14 protein-coding genes and 1 pseudogene are annotated in these 18,675 nt (G+C 72.3%); 8 read left to right on the forward strand and 7 right to left on the reverse strand.

The genetic code is table 11. The annotated features are described in order from the left end of the window. Positions 1–212: pseudogene (locus O2L52_RS23060) on the forward strand (IS982 family transposase); the annotation flags it as partial. A 295-nt stretch (positions 213–507) separates the two neighbouring features. Here the strand turns inward: O2L52_RS23060 and O2L52_RS23065 are convergent. Beyond that, on the reverse strand, positions 508–2,130 hold the full coding sequence (locus tag O2L52_RS23065; RefSeq protein ID WP_270118466.1) for an adenylate/guanylate cyclase domain-containing protein: 1,623 nt from the start codon (positions 2,128–2,130) through the stop codon (positions 508–510). Positions 2,131–2,830: 700 nt separating this feature from the next. Between O2L52_RS23065 and O2L52_RS23070 the strand changes: the two genes are divergently transcribed. The 4 genes from O2L52_RS23070 (at position 2,831) to O2L52_RS23085 (ending at position 8,311) form a co-directional block, all read left to right on the forward strand. Further along, positions 2,831–3,838 (forward strand): lytic transglycosylase domain-containing protein, encoded by a 1,008-nt coding sequence (locus O2L52_RS23070; protein ID WP_270118467.1) that lies wholly within the window; start codon positions 2,831–2,833, stop codon positions 3,836–3,838. A 71-nt stretch (positions 3,839–3,909) separates the two neighbouring features. Next, entirely contained in the window at positions 3,910–4,944 is a 1,035-nt protein-coding gene (locus O2L52_RS23075) for a GNAT family N-acetyltransferase (RefSeq protein ID WP_270118468.1), read from the forward strand. Between the two features lie 55 nt (positions 4,945–4,999). After that, a complete protein-coding gene (locus O2L52_RS23080) occupies positions 5,000–6,769 on the forward strand; it encodes a potassium channel family protein (protein WP_270118469.1) in 1,770 nt (589 codons plus the stop codon). Between the two features lie 294 nt (positions 6,770–7,063). Further along, positions 7,064–8,311: a trypsin-like serine peptidase gene (locus O2L52_RS23085; RefSeq protein ID WP_270118470.1), complete on the forward strand. Its 1,248-nt coding sequence runs from the start codon at positions 7,064–7,066 to the stop codon at positions 8,309–8,311. Between the two features lie 129 nt (positions 8,312–8,440). Here the strand turns inward: O2L52_RS23085 and mqnC are convergent, their stop codons facing one another. From mqnC to O2L52_RS23115, 6 genes are all read right to left on the reverse strand, one after another. Then, positions 8,441–9,598 carry a cyclic dehypoxanthinyl futalosine synthase gene (gene mqnC / locus O2L52_RS23090; protein WP_270118472.1) on the reverse strand — a complete coding sequence of 386 codons (1,158 nt, stop codon included), beginning with the start codon at positions 9,596–9,598 and terminating at the stop codon, positions 8,441–8,443. A 69-nt stretch (positions 9,599–9,667) separates the two neighbouring features. Further along, the gene (locus O2L52_RS23095; RefSeq protein WP_270118473.1) at positions 9,668–10,441 is read right to left on the reverse strand and encodes an FAD-binding oxidoreductase; all 774 of its coding nucleotides are present in this window, start codon (positions 10,439–10,441) and stop codon (positions 9,668–9,670) included. A 34-nt stretch (positions 10,442–10,475) separates the two neighbouring features. Beyond that, on the reverse strand, positions 10,476–11,333 hold the full coding sequence (locus O2L52_RS23100) for a menaquinone biosynthetic enzyme MqnA/MqnD family protein (RefSeq protein WP_270118475.1): 858 nt from the start codon (positions 11,331–11,333) through the stop codon (positions 10,476–10,478). A 117-nt stretch (positions 11,334–11,450) separates the two neighbouring features. After that, on the reverse strand, positions 11,451–11,741 hold the full coding sequence (locus O2L52_RS23105; RefSeq protein ID WP_270118476.1) for an HPr family phosphocarrier protein: 291 nt from the start codon (positions 11,739–11,741) through the stop codon (positions 11,451–11,453). A 610-nt stretch (positions 11,742–12,351) separates the two neighbouring features. Next, positions 12,352–15,108 carry a hypothetical protein gene (locus O2L52_RS23110; protein WP_270118477.1) on the reverse strand — a complete coding sequence of 919 codons (2,757 nt, stop codon included), beginning with the start codon at positions 15,106–15,108 and terminating at the stop codon, positions 12,352–12,354. 102 nt (positions 15,109–15,210) lie between these two features. Further along, complete coding sequence (locus O2L52_RS23115) at positions 15,211–16,575, reverse strand: C40 family peptidase (protein ID WP_270118478.1); 1,365 nt, start codon at positions 16,573–16,575, stop codon at positions 15,211–15,213. A 230-nt stretch (positions 16,576–16,805) separates the two neighbouring features. Between O2L52_RS23115 and mqnE the strand changes: the two genes are divergently transcribed. The 3 genes from mqnE to O2L52_RS23130 are packed head-to-tail and all read left to right on the forward strand — an operon-like array spanning position 16,806 to position 18,639. Next, the gene (mqnE, locus tag O2L52_RS23120) at positions 16,806–17,981 is read left to right on the forward strand and encodes an aminofutalosine synthase MqnE (RefSeq protein WP_270118479.1); all 1,176 of its coding nucleotides are present in this window, start codon (positions 16,806–16,808) and stop codon (positions 17,979–17,981) included. Continuing rightward, positions 17,981–18,397 carry a hypothetical protein gene (locus O2L52_RS23125; RefSeq protein WP_270118480.1) on the forward strand — a complete coding sequence of 139 codons (417 nt, stop codon included), beginning with the start codon at positions 17,981–17,983 and terminating at the stop codon, positions 18,395–18,397. The genes mqnE and O2L52_RS23125 overlap by 1 nt, the downstream gene beginning before the upstream one ends. Next, positions 18,394–18,639, forward strand: a complete 246-nt coding sequence (locus O2L52_RS23130) for a hypothetical protein (RefSeq protein ID WP_270118481.1) — start codon at positions 18,394–18,396, stop codon at positions 18,637–18,639. The genes O2L52_RS23125 and O2L52_RS23130 overlap by 4 nt, the downstream gene beginning before the upstream one ends. Positions 18,640–18,675: the final 36 nt, after the last annotated feature.

The following is an 18,675-nucleotide window of genomic DNA, read 5'->3' on the forward strand; positions in this document are numbered from 1 at the left end:
GCACCACCCTGTTCCGGCCCCTGCGCCAGGTCATCGAATCGATCAACCAGACCTTCAAAGCCCAGCTCGACCTCGAACGCCACAACGGGCGCACACCCCAAGGAGTATGCGCCCGAGTCACCCAACGCATCCTCGCCCTGACCGCCGCCATCTGGCACAACGACCAACAACGCCAACCAGTCCTACGCTCCTTGACCGCCTACGACCACTGACCCCAAGGAATCAACCATCTAGAGGGGAAAGATCAGTGCCCCGCTCGATCCTCCCGGCCGGGTCCGACAAGAACCGCCCCGAAAACGGCCCCCGCGGTCGACATGTCCCCCGAAAGAGGTCGCGCCCGCCGCGATCCGCGAGGCCGGCCGCCGCAACCCCTTCCGCCCCACTAAAGCGGCGGCGATGACCGCCCCGGCCGGAACCTCGACGCCCGCACGCCTGAGCATCGCGGCCGCGCGAGACCCGGCGGGCGGGTGCGGCCGGCGGGCGATGCGCCCGCCGGCCTGGTGCGCGCTAGGCGACCGCCCGGAGGCGCGCGCCGTCGAGGTTCACCGGGTGCACCAGCCGGTCCGCGAGCCTCGTCGCCACCGCCGGCCGCGGGCGCTCGGGAGGCGCGGGCGCCTCGGCCAGCGCGGGGGCCGTTCCGGTGAGGAGCCATCGCAGCGGTGCGGGGACGCGGTAGACGGCCTGGTCCATGGCGGGCCGCTCGATCACGACGAGGGCGACGTCGACGAGTTCGACGAGCGCTTCGAGGCTGCCGTCGCGCTGGCGGCAGAGGTCGAGAACGGCGTCGACGGTGGCGCCGCCCGAGCGTGCGGCGAGTTCGAGCAGTACGGCGCGGGCCGGGCCGGAGATGGCGGCGACCGTTTCGTCGACGGCGGCGCGGAACCGGCCGCCGCCGTCGAGGGCGGCCACGGGGTCGTCGCTGAGGTACCGGAGTGCGACGCCGGGCGAGCCGAGGGCGGTCACTTCGGCGAGTGCGGTGAGGGCGGGGACGAACCCTTCGACGGCGGCGGCGAGCGGGCGGCAGTCGGCGGCGGTCCAGGGGGCGCCGCGTTCTTCGCAATAGCCGGCGAGGATCGCGGCGCTCACGTCGTCGGGTGCGAGTCCGAGGGCGCGTTTGGCCTCGCCGGGCAGTTCGAGCGGGCGGGCGCCGACGGCGAGGACCGAGATCCGCGGGCAGTCGTGGAGCAGGCGTTCGACGTCGGCGGCGTGGGTGCGGTCGAGGTCGTCGAGGACGAGGAGCGCGTCGGCCTCGCGGAGGCGGTCGGCGGCGGTGTCGAGCGCGGGCCGGAAGAGTTCGGGCCGGCGGCCGAGGGCGTGGAGGAGGGCGGTGCCGAGGTCGGCGCCGGCACGGCAGTACCAGACGCCGTGCTCGTGGAAGGCGAGCCGGCGCCGGGCCCAGGCCTTGGCGACGGTGGTCTTGCCGCTGCCGCCGAGGCCGGTGAGGCTGACGAGGCGGTGGGTGGTGAAGGCGCGGTCGAGCGCGCGGTACTCCTCGGGCCGCGGGACGGGCGACTTCAGGTCGGCGGGCAGGTGGTGGGTGAGGGGCCGCACGGGCGGCGGCGGGAACGCGGTGGGCAGTCCGGGCGCGGCGAGCTGGACGAGTTCGGTGGCGCCGGGCAGGCCGCGCAGTTCGAAGTCGCCGAGGCGGTAGACCGCGGCGGGCGGGAGTCCGGCGGCGGTGGCGCATTCGGCGGAGGCGAGGATCTGGTCGCCGTGTGCGGCGGAGCAAATGCGGGCGGTGCGGTGGACCTCCGGGGTGGCGTAGCCGCCCGCGGAGGGCCAGGCCTCGCCGGTGTGGAGTCCTATGCGGACTTTGGGGCGGAGGTGCTGGCCGTCGTGGTCGGGCCAGTCGGCGCCGCGCAGTGCGGTCTGAATGCCGATGGCGGCGGCGCAGGCGTCGGCGGCGGTGTGGAAGGCGACGAAGAACGAGTCGCCCTCGGTGTCGATCTCGGTGCCGCCGGCGGCGCGCAGGACTTCTCTGACGAGCGCGCGGTGGCGGTGGAGGACGACCCGGTAGCGCTCGGCGCCGAGGCCGGAGGCGAGGCGGGTCGAGCCTTCGATGTCGGTGAACATGAACGTGACGTCGCCGGAGGGCAGCGGGGCGGGCCGGGCGGCGCTGCCGCGGTCCACAGTGTTGCTCTCGGCAATGGGCGCGCCATTGCAGCGGTCATGCACATTGGACGCGTTCCGATACTCCGATCCGTTGTCCCCGAGAGGAGGGGCAATGGCTGTCAGTGCGGTGTGCGATGCCGTTGTCGTATCCACGTGTCGATCAACTTTCGTTCAGCCCCCGTATGCCGGGCTGTGGCGCGCTGGTGCGCGGGCACAATGCCCAGCGGCCTCACAGTGTCACCCCCATCTCAGTCGGTTACCTGCCGTGATGGGAACTGGCACTCGGTCTGAACGCCGTTTCCAGCGCAGACGTGAACGTGAGACGCTCTCGCCGCGGGTTTGCTCGTGGCAACCACCGTGTCCGTTTGGAGAACGAGTCGCGCCCCACTCGGTCGCGGCCGATTTCGGAATTATTGACGCTCAGGCGTTGCCCGCGGGGACGAAACTAGGGAATACTCGCTTTCAGTCCGGTCCCTCGCGAACGCGCCCCCAGTGCCGCCGCACGGCGGCCCCGCCTGGGTCCGGGCGCCCACCGGCACCGCGGCACCGGAGCCGGGCCGCCTCGACGAGACCGCCGGACCCGCCCCGCGGCGGCGTCCCGGCCGACGCCCCGAGCAGCGCCCGACCACGAACACCCGAGCGACGCCCCGACCAGCAGCGCTCGCCGAACAGCACCGAACAAGGCACCGACGAACAGCAGAAAGGACGACCCCCTCCCGTGTGGTTCGCGACCCTCCTCCGCCGCATCGCCGCCCTCCCCCGGCTCGCCCTCCGCGCACTGCGTCGCAGCCCGCGCCTGCTGTGGCGCGCGGTCAAGGCCAGCCCGCGAGCCCTGTGGCGCGGCGTCAAAGCCACCCCGCGGGCGCTGTGGCTCGCCGTCAAGGGCGTCTGGGCCGGGACCAAGGCCACGGGCAGGGGCCTGCGCGCCGCCCACCGGGGGCTGCGAGCCCCGGCCGGGCGGCTCAGCGTCCAGGTCGTCGTCACCGTGCTCGCGCTCGCGGGCGCCCTCACCGCCGGCTGGTTCGTCGTCCCCGGCGCCGGCCCCGCCTGGTCCTTCGGCACCGAACCGACCCCCGAGGCCTCCGAGACGCCGCTCGCACTCACCCCCGAAGGCCTCATCGACGAGGCCCCCGTGGCGGGGCTCCCCGCCGAGTCCACCCCCATCGGCGACATCCTCGCCCCCACCGAGAGCGCCACCGAGTCCCCGACCAGCGCGGCCACCACCCCCGCCGGACCCGCCGGCCTCGACACGTGGGCGTCGAACCTCAGCTCGCTCGGCATCCCCCAGCGCGCCCTCGTCGCGTACGGCCGCGGCGAGCTCGTCTCCGCCGCCCAGAACCCCGGCTGCAACCTCTCCTGGACCACCCTCGCCGGCATCGGCGCCACCGAGACCACGCACGGCACCATCGACGGCAACCAGATCCAGGCCGACGGCACCACCCTCACCCAGATCATCGGCCCGATCCACGGCGAATGGGGCCCCATGCAGTTCCTCCCCAGCACCTGGGAGCACTGGAAGGCCGACGGGGACGGCGACGGCCGGTTCGACCCCCACGACATCGACGACGCCGTCACCGCGGCCGCCAACTACCTCTGCCACGACAACCGCGACATGAGCCGGCCCCAGGGCTGGTACGACGCCCTCTACAGCTACAACCCGCGCGACGACTACGTGAAGAAGGTCTTCGACCGAGCCGACGAGTACGGCAGGAAGAGCACCGCCTGACAGCACCCCCGATCGCTGCATGCTGTGAGGAGGGGGTTCCGTTCGGTGACTATTTCGGGTAAGGATAAGAGATGCCCCTGAAGCAGCTCGCTCCCGGCGAGATGACCGCCGACGACCTCCGCGACTGGTGCTCGGTGCTGAACGACATGACCGCCGCCGACATGCCGGGCGAGCCGCGCTGGCGCACCGACCGCCTCAGCGACTACCTCACCGGGTCGCTCCCGGACGACCGCCGCTTCCTGTTCATGGACCGGGACGCGGACGGCGACCTCGTGGGCCACGCGAGCCTCATCCTCTTCGGCAGCGGCGGGGGCGAGCAGGGCGGGACCGGGGTCGTGGAGATGTCCACCCGGCCGTCCGCGCGCGGCAAGGGGGTCGGCTCGCGCCTGCTGCGGGCCGTCGCCGAATGCGCGAAGGCGAACGGCTGCCGCACCCTCGCCGTCGAGGTCATCGCCACCACGCCCGCGGTCGGGTTCTACGACCGGCACGGCTTCTCCCGGAACGTCGTCGAGCAGCGCCACCTGCTGCGCTGGGCCGACATCGACTGGGAGAAGATCGAGCACGCCGCCGGGCGCCTCGCCGCCGGGTACCGCCTCGAGTACCACGCCGGGGGCGTCCCCGACCGCCTCATGGACTCCTACGCGGACGTCAAGGCGAATCTGCGGTCCAGCCCCGGGAACGTCGCGTTCGTGCCCGAGTGGCGCGGCTCGGCCTACGCGCCGGCCCTGCGCGACTCCTTCCAGACCCTCGCCCGGCGCGGCATGCGCTCGCACATCGCCGTCGCCCTCGCCGAGCCGTTCGGGCACGTCGTGGGCCTCACCGAGCTCGTCGTCTCCGCGCAGCGGCCCACCCGCGCCGACCAGTACGACACCGTCGTCGCCCCCCAGCACCGCTCCTACGGGCTCGCGATGACCATGAAGGCCCGGCTCCTCACCGAGCTGCGCCGCGCCGAACCGCAGCTCGTCGACGTCCAGACCTGGACCCTCGAGACCGCCGACGACGTGCGCTGGATCAACGCCGAACTCGGCTTCGTGCACGACGTCGACTGGTACGACTACGTGGCCGACGTGGACAAACTCCTGGCCCGCCTCGCCCGCAAGCACTGAAAATCCCAAGTTTCTTGGGCCGCAATCGTTTGCGAACATTCCGTAGAATCCAGACATGCAACCCCGGCATGCGCGGTACGACGACGGCCCCACCGACCGCCGCGTCATCGTGGTGGGCGACAACGGCCTGACCCTCCGCTTCATCAAGCACCTCATCGAGCGCTACTCGTTCCGCGTCATCGCCGTCTTCCCCGACGGCCCCGGCGGCCAGCGCGACGAGATCCGCCGCGAAGCCGAAACCAACCGCAACCTCGTCGTCTTCTCCAAACCGCAGGTCACGGCCGAGACCGTGCGGGAGGCCGGGCTCACCGAGGCGTACGCGGTGGCGCTCATGGACCAGAACGACGTCGGCAACCTGCACCTGGCGCTGAAGATCCGCGAGATGTCGAACTACCTGGGCGACGAGACGCTCCCGCGGCTGGTCATCCGCATGTACAACAGCGGGCTGCGGGCGAACATCCAGAAGCTCTTGGGCGACAACGAGGACGGCGTCTACGTCAAGTCGGACGCCGACATGGTCGCGGACACGTACGCGCTCGCGGCGCTCCAGCAGCTGCCGCCGGGCGAGATCAACGTGTGGGGGCGCCGGCTCTACCTGTCGCGGCGGCGGGAGGAGCGGGCCGAGGCGCAGTGGGTGGTCGCGGGCGGCAACCAGGCCGGCATCGAGCTCATCCCCGAGGACGAGAACGAGGCGCTGCGGTACCTGTGGCTCTCGCCCGACCGCAAGCCCGGGCAGCTCCGCCCGAAGCTTCAGAACGCCACGCTCGCGGTCAAGGAGGCGCTGAGTACGGTGCGGGGCCTACTCACCAAGAGCCTCGTGGTGCTCGCGCTGGTGCTGTTCGCGGTCTTCACGTTCGGGTTCCTGGTGCTGCACTTCCGGCCCAGCGGCGCGAACACGGCCGACGGCACCGGCGAGGTGTTCTACCTGCTCGCGCTGATGGCGGGCGGCGGGATCGACCCTGACATGACGGCGTCGCGCCTGCTCAAGGTGACGCAGGCCGTGGTGGTGCTGACGGGCTCGCTGCTGATCCCGTTCGCGACCGGTGCGATCGTGCAGGCCGTCGTCGACCGGCGGTACGCGCTGACGGAGGGCCGCCGGACCCGGCAGGTGCGCGAACACGTGATCGTGGTCGGCCTGGGCAACATGGGCACCCGCGTGGTGGAGCGGCTGCGGGAGAGCAAGATCCCGGTGATCGCGATCGAGAAGCGCCGCGACGCGATGGGGGTGCGGGCGGCGCGGGCCAAGGGCGCGCAGGTGCTGCTCGGCGACGGGTCGAGCCAGGAGATCCTGGAGGAGGCGAACGTCCGGCACTGCCGGTCGCTGGTGGCGATGGCCAAGCAGGACGAGTCGAACCTGGAGGCCGCGCTCTCGGGTCTGGAGTGCAACCCGGACCTGCGGACCGTGATGCGGATCTACAACCCGGAGTTCGCGGCGCTGATCCGGCAGAACCTGAACCGGGCGACCCCGATGCAGGAGGCGCCGCCGCACGCGTCCTACAGCGCGCCCGAGGTGGCCTCGGCGAGCTTCGCGCAGGCGCTGACCGACGACAAGGTGCTCGTGACGATCCCGGTGCGCGGGCACATCGCTTACATCGAGGCGTTCGAGGTCGGCGAGGGCTCGACTATGGACGACGCGGCCGCCCACCGGGCCACGAAGGTGGGCTCGCACCGGCTGCTCGCGGTCAAGCGCGCGGGCGGGACGATCAGCTGGAACCCTGACGCGGCATTCCGGGTCGGTGCCGGCGACACGCTCCTCGTGGTGGCGACGCGCAAGGGCCTCAACGACATCCTGGAGCGCTGCCGCCCGGGAGGGGCGGACTGGTAGACCCCCGGGCGGTACCGGGGCCGCTGCGGGGCGGCAGGGGCGCCGGGCGGTCCCGCTGCGGGCACGGGACAGGGCCCGAGTCGGCGCGGGACGAGACCGGGACCGGGCCGGTGCGATCGGGAGCCGGGGGCCGGTGCAATCGGGGCCCGATCCGATACTCCCCTGATTCGGCTTCGGCTTCGGCTTCGGCGTTGCGATCGCATGTGACCCACGCCTTCCCACCCGCCGGTGGCGCAACTTCCCCACGCCTCGCTCGTTGAACGGTCGACACATCTCTCACGAAAGGGGCCGACCGTGGCGGCAAGCGAGCGGAATCCACGAACCGGGCATAGCGGGACCGAACGCAAGCGCCGCAAGCTCATCCTGGTCGCGGCGGCCGGATCGATCGCGCTGGGCGGGGCCGCGGTCGTGGTGCCGAGCGCATTCGCCGAGGACGACCCGGTCACCTCGCTCCTCGACAGCACCGCCGAGATCCTGCCGGTGGACGACGAACTGCTCGGCCTGGTCGACGTCGGCGAGGTCACCGAGCTCACCGAGTCGCTGACCTATGCGGACGATGCCGACATACTGCGGGTCTCGGGCCCCGACGCCGGATACGTCAAAGTCCACTTTGAGCGGCTGCTGCTGAACACGGGCGACTTCGTGACGGTCTCGAGCCCCGACGGCGCCGAGTCGTACCGGTACGAGGAGTCGCTGGTCGACCAGTGGGCGACCTCGATCACCGGCGACACCGCCGTAGTCGAACTGCACCGCGAGTCCGCGGGCGGCTCCTCGGCGCTGGGCGTGCTGATCGACAAGGCCGCGTACGGGTTCACGACGGACGAGGTGGACGCCATCGCGCAGGAGCGCGCTGACGACGCCCGGCCCGAGGAGAGCATCTGCGAGGGCGACGAGAAGCGCGCCTCGGTCTGCTACCGCACCTCCTATCCGACCATCGTGGACCATGCGGAACCGGTCGCGCGCCTGCTCATCGACGGGACCGTACTGTGTACGGCGTTCCGGGTGGGCGAGGAGAACCGGCTGCTTACCAACCACCACTGCTTCACCGAGACGCAGGAGGCGCAGAACACCGAGGTGTGGTTCGGGTACGACTGCATGGCCTGCGGCGCCGACATCACCAACGCGCCGGTGAAGGTGCGCGGCTCGGAAGTCCTCGCGACCTCGAAGTCCCTGGACTACACGCTGTTCGCTGTGGACGACTTCAAGCGGATCGAGTCCTTCGGCTACCTCGAGCTCTCGGACGAACCGGCGCGCAGCGGCGACGCGATCTACATCCCGCAGCACCCGGCCGGGCGTCCCACGGAGATCGCCATCGAGTCCTCAGTGGACGGCGGCAACTGCGTCGTCAAGCACGAGACCTATGACGGCTACGTCGCCGACAGCGACATCTCGTACTACTGCGACACCGAGTTCGGCTCCTCCGGCTCCCCGGTCCTCTCGCGCGACTCGCACGAGGTCGTCGCGCTGCACCACTTCGGCGGCTGCCCCAACTCCGGGGTGAACGCGCGGCTCATCGACAAAGAGATCGGCCACTTGATCTAGCGGCAGAGAACGTGCACGGGGGCGAAGCGCCGTACGGCGTCTCGCCCCCATTGCCATGTCATAGGCAGCACGTAGATTGGATTCGGGGGGTCCCAGAGTGTCCGATTTGCCTAGACCCTCCGTTCACCTTTACTTAGCTTGGATCTGCAGCTCGGTCACGATCGTCGAGAAGTGCGACCGGATGCGGTCGTCGGTCGGGTCGTCCTCCGGGGTCCAGTGGATCGACATGCGCTCGTAGAGCGTGTTGCGCTGCGCCGGGATGCGGTCCGCAGTGCGGATCAGCTCGATAAGCTCCGAGAGTCGCGACCGGTGGCGCGCGCCCGCCGAGGAGATCACGTTCTCCTCCAGCATGATCGAGCCCAGGTCGTCCACGCCGAGGTGCATGCTCAGCTGCCCCGAGGCCTTGCCCGTCGTCAGCCACGACGACTGCAGGTGCTTGACATTGTGGAAGAACAGCCGCGCCGTGGCCAGGAGCCGCAGGTACTCGAGGGTCGTCGCCTGCGTCCGGCCCTTCAGGTGGTTGTTCTCCGGCTGGTACGTCCACGGGATGAACGAGCGGAACCCGCCCGTGCGGTCCTGGACGTCGCGGATCATCCGCAGGTGCTCGATCCGCTCGGCCGCGGTCTCACCGGTGCCCATCATCATGGTCGCCGTCGACTCCAGGCCCTGCAGGTGCGCGGCCTCCATGATCTCCAGCCACCGCTCCCCCGACTCCTTCAGCGGCGCGAGCGCCGTGCGCGGGCGCGCCGGGAGCATCTCGGCCCCGGCCCCCGCGATCGAGTCGAGCCCGGCGGCCTTGATGCGGCGGATCGCCTCGTCGATCTCGACACCCGAGACCTTCGACATGTGCGCGATCTCCGACGGGCCGATCGAGTGGATCACCAGCTCGGGGTATTCGCGCTTCACCGAGGAGAACAGCTCCTCGTAGTACTCGACCCCGAAGTCGGGGTGGTGCCCGCCCTGCAGCATCACCTGCGTCGCACCCAGGCCGACGGCCTCGCCGCAGCGGCGCAGGACCTCTTCCATCGGGTGCGCCCAGCCCTCGTCGTGCTTGGGGGCGCGGTAGAAGGCGCAGAACTTGCACGCGGTGACGCACACGTTCGTGTAGTTGATGTTGCGGTCGATCAGGTAGGTGACGATGTTGTCGCCGATGACGCGCCGGCGGGCCGCGTCCGCGGCCTCGGCGAGGGAGTGGAAGGGCGCTTCGGTGTAGAGCAGCAGGGCTTCCTCGGCGCTGATGGCGCCGCCGTCGGCGGCGCGGGCGAGGACATCGTCAATCTCGGCCATGCACGAAGCGTATCGCCGCGGCGGCGTGCGGGACAGTGCGCCCGCGCGCAGTGACTCGTGCGTCTCGCCTCAGACCGTGTACAGCTCGGTGTGTATCCGCTGCGCGCCGGCCTCTTCGAGGACGTCCTTGACGCCCAGCACCATCTCGTAGGGGCCGCAGAGGAACCACTCGTCGACCTCGTGCGGGTCCACGAGCCCGGCCTCGATGACCTCGCCGAGCCGCTCGGGCGTGAGCCGCCCGGTGAGCAGCGGGGCGTCGCCCTCGGCGCGGGTGCGCACGAGGTGCAGGCGCAGCCGCGGACCGTGCTCGCGCTGGAGCTCGCGCAGCTCGGCGGCGAACATCGTGGACTCCTCAGTGCGGTTGGAGTACAGGAGCGTCACCGTCGCGCCGGCGTCCAGCGCGGCGGTCGCGATGGCGATGATCGGGGTGATCCCGGAGCCCGCGACGACGGAGCCGTAGTGGCGGTCGGCCCGGATCTCGGTCCAGAAGTGGCCGAGCGGCGGGAGGACTTCGAGGACGTCGCCGGGCAGGAGCTGCCGGTTCGCGTACCCGGAGAAGTTGCCCTTGGGGATCGAGCGGATGCCCAGGCGCAGCGTGCCGTGCTCGGCGAGCTCGCGCGGAGTGGAGGCGAGCGAGTAGGAGCGGCGCACTTCGGCGCCGTCGGCCTCCACCCGCTGGAAAGTGAGGTGCTGACCGGGCTTGAAGTCGAAGGCCGCGCGCAGCTCCTCGGGCACGGCGAGGGTGACCTCGACGGCGTCCTCGGTGAGCGGCCGGACGCCGCTCACGGTGAGCTTGTGCCAGGCGGGGCGGTTCTTGCGGGGCTTCTTCAGCTCGACGGCCACAGCATGGTCCCTTCGTCGTCCGTCTCGAGATCGCTCAGGACACCGGTCCGGTCGCGAAGAACGCGGGCCCGTCCGCCCGGAGTGGGGCTATATCGGCATAACGGGACGCGCGGGACGCGAATTCCCGCAGCCCGGCGAGGTGTCGCTCACTGAGGCCGAACTGGAGGCGCTCGAAGTACTCCGCGAGCGCGGCGGGCGGGAACGGCTCCCAGCGCGCGGCGGAGGCGACGACCTCGTCGATCTCCTCGCGGCTGCGCTGCACCGAATCACGGAAGGCCAGGTGGACGTCCTTGACGAGACCGGGGTGAGCCTCGGCGTAGTCGCGGCGCACGGCCCAGACGGCGAAGACCATCGGCAGGCTGGTCCAGTCCTTCCACTCGGCGGCGAGGTCGAGCACGTGCAGGCCGTCCGGGTCGTGGTGGACGCGGAGGGCCTCGTCGCCGATGAGGACCGCGGCGTCGGCGTCCTTGAGCGCGGAACCGAGGTCGGGCGCGGTGACCGCGTACTCGGGCTTGCGGCCGTAGCGGTCCTCGAGGAGCATCCGTCCGAGGAGGACCCCGGTGCGGGAGGTCGAGGCGAGCGAGACGCGCGGCGCGTCCGGGAGTTCGGCCAGCGGGGCCCTGGTGACGAGGTTGACGCTCAGGACCGGGCCGTCCGCGGCCACGGCCGGGTCGGGGATCAGCAGGAGGTCGTCGGCGTTGCGCAGGTACTCGACCAGGGTGATGGGGCCGATGTCGAGGTCGCCGGCGACGAGGCGGCGGCTGAGCTCGTCCGGGGCGGCGCGGTGGAGGTCGACGTCGAGGAGCGCGCCCGTCCGCGCCAGTCCCCAGTAGATGGGGAGGCAGTTGAGGAACGCGATATGGCCGACCCGGGGGCGCCGTGCGATGTTCACAGCTTCGACCGTAGCCGGTCGCCCGGCTAGGGGGTACCTGAGCGGCGGCGGCGTCGCGGACATCACCGCGGGCGGCGGACCGGACCGGATGGCGGGACCGCCCGGTCCGGGCCTCGCTCAGTGGTCGTCGATGTCGCCGATGTCGGCGGCCCCCGTGTCGGCGGCGCCGCTGACGAGGGCGACCAGCCGGTCGAGGATCGACTCCTCCTCACCGGAGAGGACGATCTCGTCCCCGGACCGCACGTCGAGGGTCAGCACCTGCAGGATCGACTTGGCGTCGTGCGGCTCCCCGCCCGGTTTCGCTATCGCCACGTCGGCGCGGGACTCGGCGGCGGTCCCGACGAAGACCGTCGCGGGCCGCGCTTGGATGCCGACCTCCGTGGTCACTTTGACACGGCGTTCCGCCATGTTCCTCACCCTTCCCGATCACGCGGGCGGCGGCCGGCGACGGCCCTTCCCTCCCGCGAAGCCCGAGGGCCGTCGAGCGGCCCGTCAGCACCAGGATGAACTGCGGCCGGGGACGGCGGACGCGTTTTCGGCGAATGGCACGGGAAGCGGGACACTCACCACTCCCCGTCCACGAACCCCCACCCACCACTAGAGGGGAAAAGACTGTATCGCCCATCGTCCCGGCCGCGACCGACAAGAACCGGCCGCTGCAGCCCGCATGTCACCCGAAAGTGTCAATGCGGCACAGCGGTTCCGGCCCGGCAAGCGCCGTCGCCGGTCGTGGTCGCAGACGCGGGGCGGCCGGGCCGACGGGGACCACTTACCGGTCGCAGGCGCGGAGCGGCCGCGCCGGTTGACGCGGGCCCCTCACCGGTCGCAGACGAAGCCGCGCTGGGGACCGGCGTGCGCACCGGTTGAGCAGGCCCAGTGCGCTGGCCGGCGAGGCCGCTCGCCGGTCGTGGGGGCGAGCCGCCGCTCCTGCCAATGAAACCCGTGCGCCAGTCGCAAGCGCGGGCGGCCGCTTCAAGCCGGCGAATGGCCGCTCGCCGGTCGTGGTCGCGGCCCGGCGCTAGTCCTCGTCCGCTTCCGGCTTGGCACCGTAGACGGTCGGGCGCGGGAGCGGGATGTGCTCGGGCAGTTCCGAGCGGTCGAGCAGGTTCGCGACGCGGGCGCGGCCGGGGCGGAACCCGTCCGCCTCCACGACCGGCTTCGCCGTCGGGAGCTGGTTCGCCCCCGTCTTCGTCGAAGGCTCCTCGAACAGGCTGATGTCCGGCGCGTTCACGATCTTCTTGTGCGCCGCCTCGACCGCCGGCTTCGGGCCCTCCTCGGGCTCCGACTCCGGTTCGGGCGCGACCGGTTCCGGCTCGTAGTCGAACGGGGCCGCGTCCGAGAACGGGCTGTCGTTCACGCGCGGAATCGGCGGGATCGGCGGACCCGGTTCCGGGTTCGGCGGCAGCGGCTCGGGCGTCGGCACCGGCGAAGGCCCCGGGCGGGGCATCGGCGGACCGGGCTCGGGGTTCGGCGGCAGCGGTTCCGGCTGCGGCGGGGTCGGCTCGGGACGCGGCGGTGTCGGCTCCGGGTTCGGCACCGGTTCCGGCTGCGGCGCAGGCGGTGTGGGCTCAGGATGCGGCACCGGATCCGGGCGCGGCGGCTCCGGCTGGGGCGGCGTCGGCGCCGGACCGGGCAGCGGGTCGGGCAGCGGCCCGGGCGGCGTGGGCTGCGAATCGGTCAGGATCGGCGGCGTGTCGGACGGTTCATGCACTGTGGACCCGGAATCCACGTCGAGGCCGACCGCGCGGGCGACCTCGGGTGCGGACTCGGGCGTCTCGGCGAGGTCCGCTCCCGGGCTCGGCGCTTCGACGACCGCGGCCTCGGCGAGCACGGCGTCGAGCGCGGGCGCGATCGGTTCATCGTCCTCATCGGGCCCGACGCCGGGGGCGTCGACTGGTGCGGGCGGCAGGGACTCGCCGGGCACGTCGTCGCCCAGGCCCGCCAGCGAGGCCTCCGCCTCGTCGGAGAGCTCGACGTCGTCGTCCTCCTGCTCCGGGTCGGGCAGGTCGTCCAGCGCGCCGTCGTCGTCCTCGTCGACGGCCTCGACCACCGTGGGGCCACCGGTCGGCGCGGCGGGCGCTTCGGGTGCCGCTTCGGCTTGGGACTCAGACGCAAAGGGCTCGGGCACGTCGCCCGCGTCGGATTCGGGCACCTCGATGCCGACCGCGCGGGCGACCTCGGGAGCGGCTTCGGGCGTCTCGGCCAGGTCCGCTCCGGGACTCGGGGCCTCCACGACCGCGGCCTCGGCGAGCACGGCGTCGAGCGCGGGCGCGATCGGCGCATCGTCCTCATCGGGCCCGACGCCGGGGGCGTCGGCCGGTGCGGGCGGCAGCGATTCGCCCGGCACGTCGTCGCCCAGGCCCGCCAGCGAGGCCTCCGCCTCGTCGGAGAGCTCGACGTCGTCATCGTCGTCATCGGGGTCGGGCAGGTCTTCCCAAGCGCCGTCCTCGTCCTCGATCGCCTCGACCACCGTCGGCCCACCGGCCGGGGCGTCGGTCGCGGGGACGCTGAAGGACATCGCCGGTGCCGCGGGCGACTCCTCGGCGTGCGCCTCCTCGAGCGGCTGGTCCTCGTCGAACGGCGGCGCCTGACTCGGGATCTCCGCCGCGGGGACGGGCGCCGAGTAGGCCGCGCCGGGGACGTTCTCGGCGGACGGGACGCTGAAGCCGGCGGCCACCGCGGGCAGGTCCGCTTCCGGCGGGGCGGCAAGCGGCGCAGGCGGTTCCGGGTCCGCGAAGGGGGCCGGTTCGGCCGCGTTGGGCCTGATGCGCAGGATCTGGGTGCCGTCGGGCACGGGCTCGGGCAGGCCCGGCTGCTCGGTGCCGGTGGCGCCGAACGCGCCGGACTCGGCCGAGGGCAGGCTGAACGCGCTGTTCGCGGTCGGCACCGCGAACGGCGCCCCGGTGACCGGCGACGACGCGGGCGGCTCGGCGAACGAGGCGGCCGGTTCGGGCGGGGCCGTGAACTGCGGTTCGGGCACCGGCGGGGCCGCGTAGGCCTCGGGGACGGGCGGTGAGAACGGCGCCGAGGTCGGCGGGACGGCCGCCACCGGCGGCAGCGACTGGGCCGACTGGAATGGCGGCGCGGACTGGAACGACTGTCCTTGCTGGAACGACGGCCCCGGCTGGTACGGCGGCGGGGCGGACGGGTGCGCCGGGTACTGCTGCTGTGGGTACGGCGGTACTGCGGCCGAACCAGAGGCGGGCGCGGTGCCCTGCTGCGGGTAGGCGGGCACTTGGGCCGAGCCCGAGTGCGGCGCCTGGTAGCCGGGCGCGGGCGCGCCGTACTGCGGCACGGCGGCCGAGCCGTGCGCCGGTGCGGCGTGCTGCGGCGGCATGCCGGGGGGCGCGGCCTGCGGGGCCCAGCCGCCGGGTGCGGCGTAGTTCTGGGCGGGCGGCGGGTTCGCGCCCAGCTGGCCGTACTGCGGGGCCGCGTAGCCCTGGTTCGCGTACGGGTCGGCGGTCGGCTGGTAGGCGCCGGGCGGCGCGTACTGCGGTTCGGGGACGGCCGCGGAGCCGTAGGCCGGGTTGGACGGCGGCGCGTAGCCCTGGGGCGCGCCCGGCGGCGCGTAGGACGGTTCGGCCGGCGGCGGGTACTGCGGCACGGCCGCCGCGCCGTAAGCGGGAGCGGCACCGTAGGAGCCGGAAGCGCCGTAGGGTCCGGATTCGGCCGGGAAGCCGCCGAGCGGCGGCGGCAGCGGCGCCCCGCATTGCGGGCAGCGGCGCTGCCCGGACGTCAGTCGCTGGCCGCAGGAGCTACAGCTGTTTCCGTCCACGGAGCCTCCTCGGGGCTGGAGCGTCGTTCGGGCAACTCAAGAACCATCGTGCCATCAACCGGTGGCGTCCCGTGCGCGCCTTCCCACTACCGTGCGATGCCCCTATGCGTCGGGATCGCGCGTCAGGACCGCCGAATCGGAGTCGGACGCGCCCGGATCGGGCGTCTCCTGGCCGTCGCCGGACGGCGTCTCCTCGCTCGGGGACGGGCTCGGCGACTCGCTCGGGGAGGGCGACTGCGAGGGCGTCTCGCTGTCGGTGGGCTCCGGGTCGGGCGACTCGGTCTCGTCGTCGGGCGAGGTCGACGGGGGCGTCGGGCGCGGCGTGGTCGGCTTGTCGGTGGGCGTCTGCGTCGGGTCCTCGGCGTCCGGGTCGGTCTGGATCGCGTCGACCACGCGGTGCGCGCCCGCGAAGTTCTCGAACCAGATCGAGCTGATCTTCACGACGTCGCCCGTGCGCGGGGCGACGACCATCTTGCCGTCCCCGAGGTACATGCCGGTGTGGTAGACGGACTGCCAGTTGCCCGGGTCGTCCCACCAGTAGAGGAGGTCCCCGGGGAGGAGCTTCTCGGTGTCGACGGGCTTGTCGCGGGTCGCGTTGTACTGGTCGGCGGCGACGCGCGGCAGCGAGACGCCCGCGTGGGCGTACGCGGCCTGGACGAGGCCGGAGCAGTCGAACGAGTCCGGGCCCTCGGCGCCCCACACGTACGGGTCGCCGAGCTGGGCCAGCGCGTACTCGACGGCCTTCTTCGCGGCGGGGGCGGCGTCCCAGCCGTCTACTTCGGACGAGAAGTCGTGCGAGTGCTGGGCGGCGGCGGCGTCGCGGGCGTCCTCGAGCTCCTCGAGTGCCTCGCGGTTGTCGGCGATGAGCGCGTCGAGGGCGGCCTGGGCGCGGTCGAACTCGGCGTCGAGGACGATGTAGCGGTCCTCGGAGCGGTCGGCGGAGAGGGTCGCGGCGTCGAGTGACGCGCGGGCGACGGACTCGGCGGTGGCGGCGTCCTCGAAGTCGGCGTTGAGGCTGGGGAGGTCCCATTCGCCGCCGAGGGGGGTGAGGCCGGTGAGGTCGGGGAGTTCGGTGTCGGGCTGCCCGGCGGTGTCGGTGTAGGCCTCGCCCGCGGCGTAGTCGAGGGCGGCCTGGGCCGTCTCGAGTTCGGCGAGGGTGGCGTCCCAGTCGGTCTGCGCGTCGGCGAGGCGGGTCTCGCGCTGCAGCCATTCCTCCTGGGCGGCGGTGGTCTGCTCGGCGAGGTGCGCGACGTCGGCCTGGGCGGTGGCGATCCGGGTGCCGAGGGGGCCGTCCGCGGTGGCGGGGTTGGTGACCGGGGCGTCGTCGGTGGGGCTGCCCGCGGGGCGGTTGCCGTCGTCGGGGACGGTGACGCCGGGCTCCGCGAAGCCGGGGATCGCGCCACCGAATGCCAGGGCGGCCGCGCCGGCGGCGGCGATCACTCGGGCACCGAACCGTGTAACGCGCATGTGAGGTGTCCTTCTGTGGGGGAGGCCACGAATACTGTACCGAAGACACGCAAGCCTCGCATCTACGGTTGCCTGCCACTCGGGTGTCGTGTCGGTGAACACATGGCGCCGCGCGGCCCGGGCCCCGTTGCGCCGGGCGCGTTCACGGCCTCACATCCCGCAACGTGCGCTCCCTGCAGTGCGTCCCGGCGGGGCTACCCTGGCGGAAACGCCACAACGTTGGGAGCGCCATGGACGACAACGCCAAGTTCAAGGCCGGCATCGAGGAGAAGCTCGCGGCCGGCGAGCGGCTGACCTTCGAGGACGGCGTGGGCCTCTACGAGACCGACGACCTCGCCTGGCTCGGGCGCCTCGCGCACGGGGTCCGCACCGCCAAGAACGGCGACCGGACCATGTTCAACGTCAACCGGCACCTCAACCTCACCAACGTGTGCTCCGCGTCCTGCGCGTACTGCTCGTTCCAGCGCAAGCCAGGCGAGACCGACGCGTACACGATGCGCGTCGAGCAGGCCGTGGCCCTCGCCGAGCAGATGAAGGGCGACGCGCCCACCGAGCTGCACATCGTCAACGGCCTCCACCCGACGCTCCCGTGGCGGTACTACCCGCGGGTCCTCAAGGCGCTCAAGGAGACCCTGCCGCAGGTGAACCTGAAGGCGTTCACCGCGACCGAGGTGCAGTGGTTCGAGAAGATCTCCGGCCTCGGCGCGAGCGAGATCCTCGACGAGCTCATCGAGGCGGGCCTGGAGTCGCTCACCGGCGGCGGCGCGGAGATCTTCGACTGGGAGGTCCGCCAGCACATCGTCGACCACGCCTGCCACTGGGAGGACTGGTCGCGCATCCACCGCCTCGCCCACGAGAAGGGCCTGCGCACCCCGGCCACGATGCTGTACGGCCACATCGAGGAGCCCCGGCACCGGGTCGACCACGTGCTGCGCCTGCGCGAGCTGCAGGACGAGACCGGCGGCTTCGCCGTGTTCATCCCGCTGCGCTACCAGCACGACTTCCACGACTCCAAGGACGGGAAGATCCGCAACAAGCTGCAGGCGCGCACCACGATGGCGAGCCCGGCCGAGTCGCTGAAGGTCTTCGCGGTCTCGCGGCTGCTGCTCGACAACTTCGACCACGTGAAGTGCTTCTGGGTCATGCACGGCCTCGACGTCGCGCAGCTGTCGCTGTCGTTCGGCGCCGACGACCTGGACGGCTCGGTCGTGGAGTACAAGATCACGCACGACGCCGACGAGTACGGCACCCCGGACAAGATGGGCCGCGAGGACCTCCTCGAGCTCATCCGCGACGCCGGGTTCCAGCCCGTCGAGCGCAACACCCGCTACGAGGTCGTGCGCGAGTACGAAGGGCCGCAGACGATCGGCGAGCGGCGGGCCGAGCCGCAGTCGGTGAAGTTCTAGTGGCGCAAGGCGATAAGCGCGGCCGGGAGCGCCCGAAGGTCGAGACCCTCGGGCAGCTCCTGGGCACGGCCCTGGCGTACTTCGTGATGGGCGCGGTCGTCCTGGTCGTCATCGACCTGGTGTTCGTGCTCCCGACCGGGCGCGGCTTCGGCCAGACCTCCGGCTGGATCGCGGCCCTGCCCACGGTGTGGGTGTACACCGAGCAGTTCCGGCGCTATGCGGGCGCGGCCCGCTGGGGCCTCATGCTCGTGGGCGTCCTGCTGGGCCTCGCCGCCGGGTTCGCGGTCGCGATCATCGCGCCGGTCGCGTGGCCGCCGATGCTCACCGGCGGCCTGGGCGGCCTCGCCGCCGCACTCGTGTACGGCCTGCTGTGGTTCGCGGGCATCAAGACGTTCGGAGAGGAGCGGGTCGCATGAACCCGATCGCCAAGTACTTCCTGAGCCGCGCGGCCATCCTCGCGGTCGTCGCCATCCCGCTGATGTTCTTCCTGAACGTGCTGAACGCGCTCGCGATCGGCCTGCTCGTGTCGATGGTCATCGGGTTCACGGTCCTGCGCCGCCAGCAGCTGGCCATGATCGACCACATCGACGCGGGCGCGAAGCGCCGCCACGAGGAGAAGCAGCGCCTGCGCGCCGAACTCGCCGGCGACGACGCGTAAAGCCCGGTGGATCGGGCGGGTCGTGAACCGGCCCGT

The sequence above is a fragment of the Glycomyces algeriensis genome (assembly GCF_027622855.1).
GTDB lineage: Bacteria > Actinomycetota > Actinomycetes > Mycobacteriales > Micromonosporaceae > Glycomyces > Glycomyces algeriensis.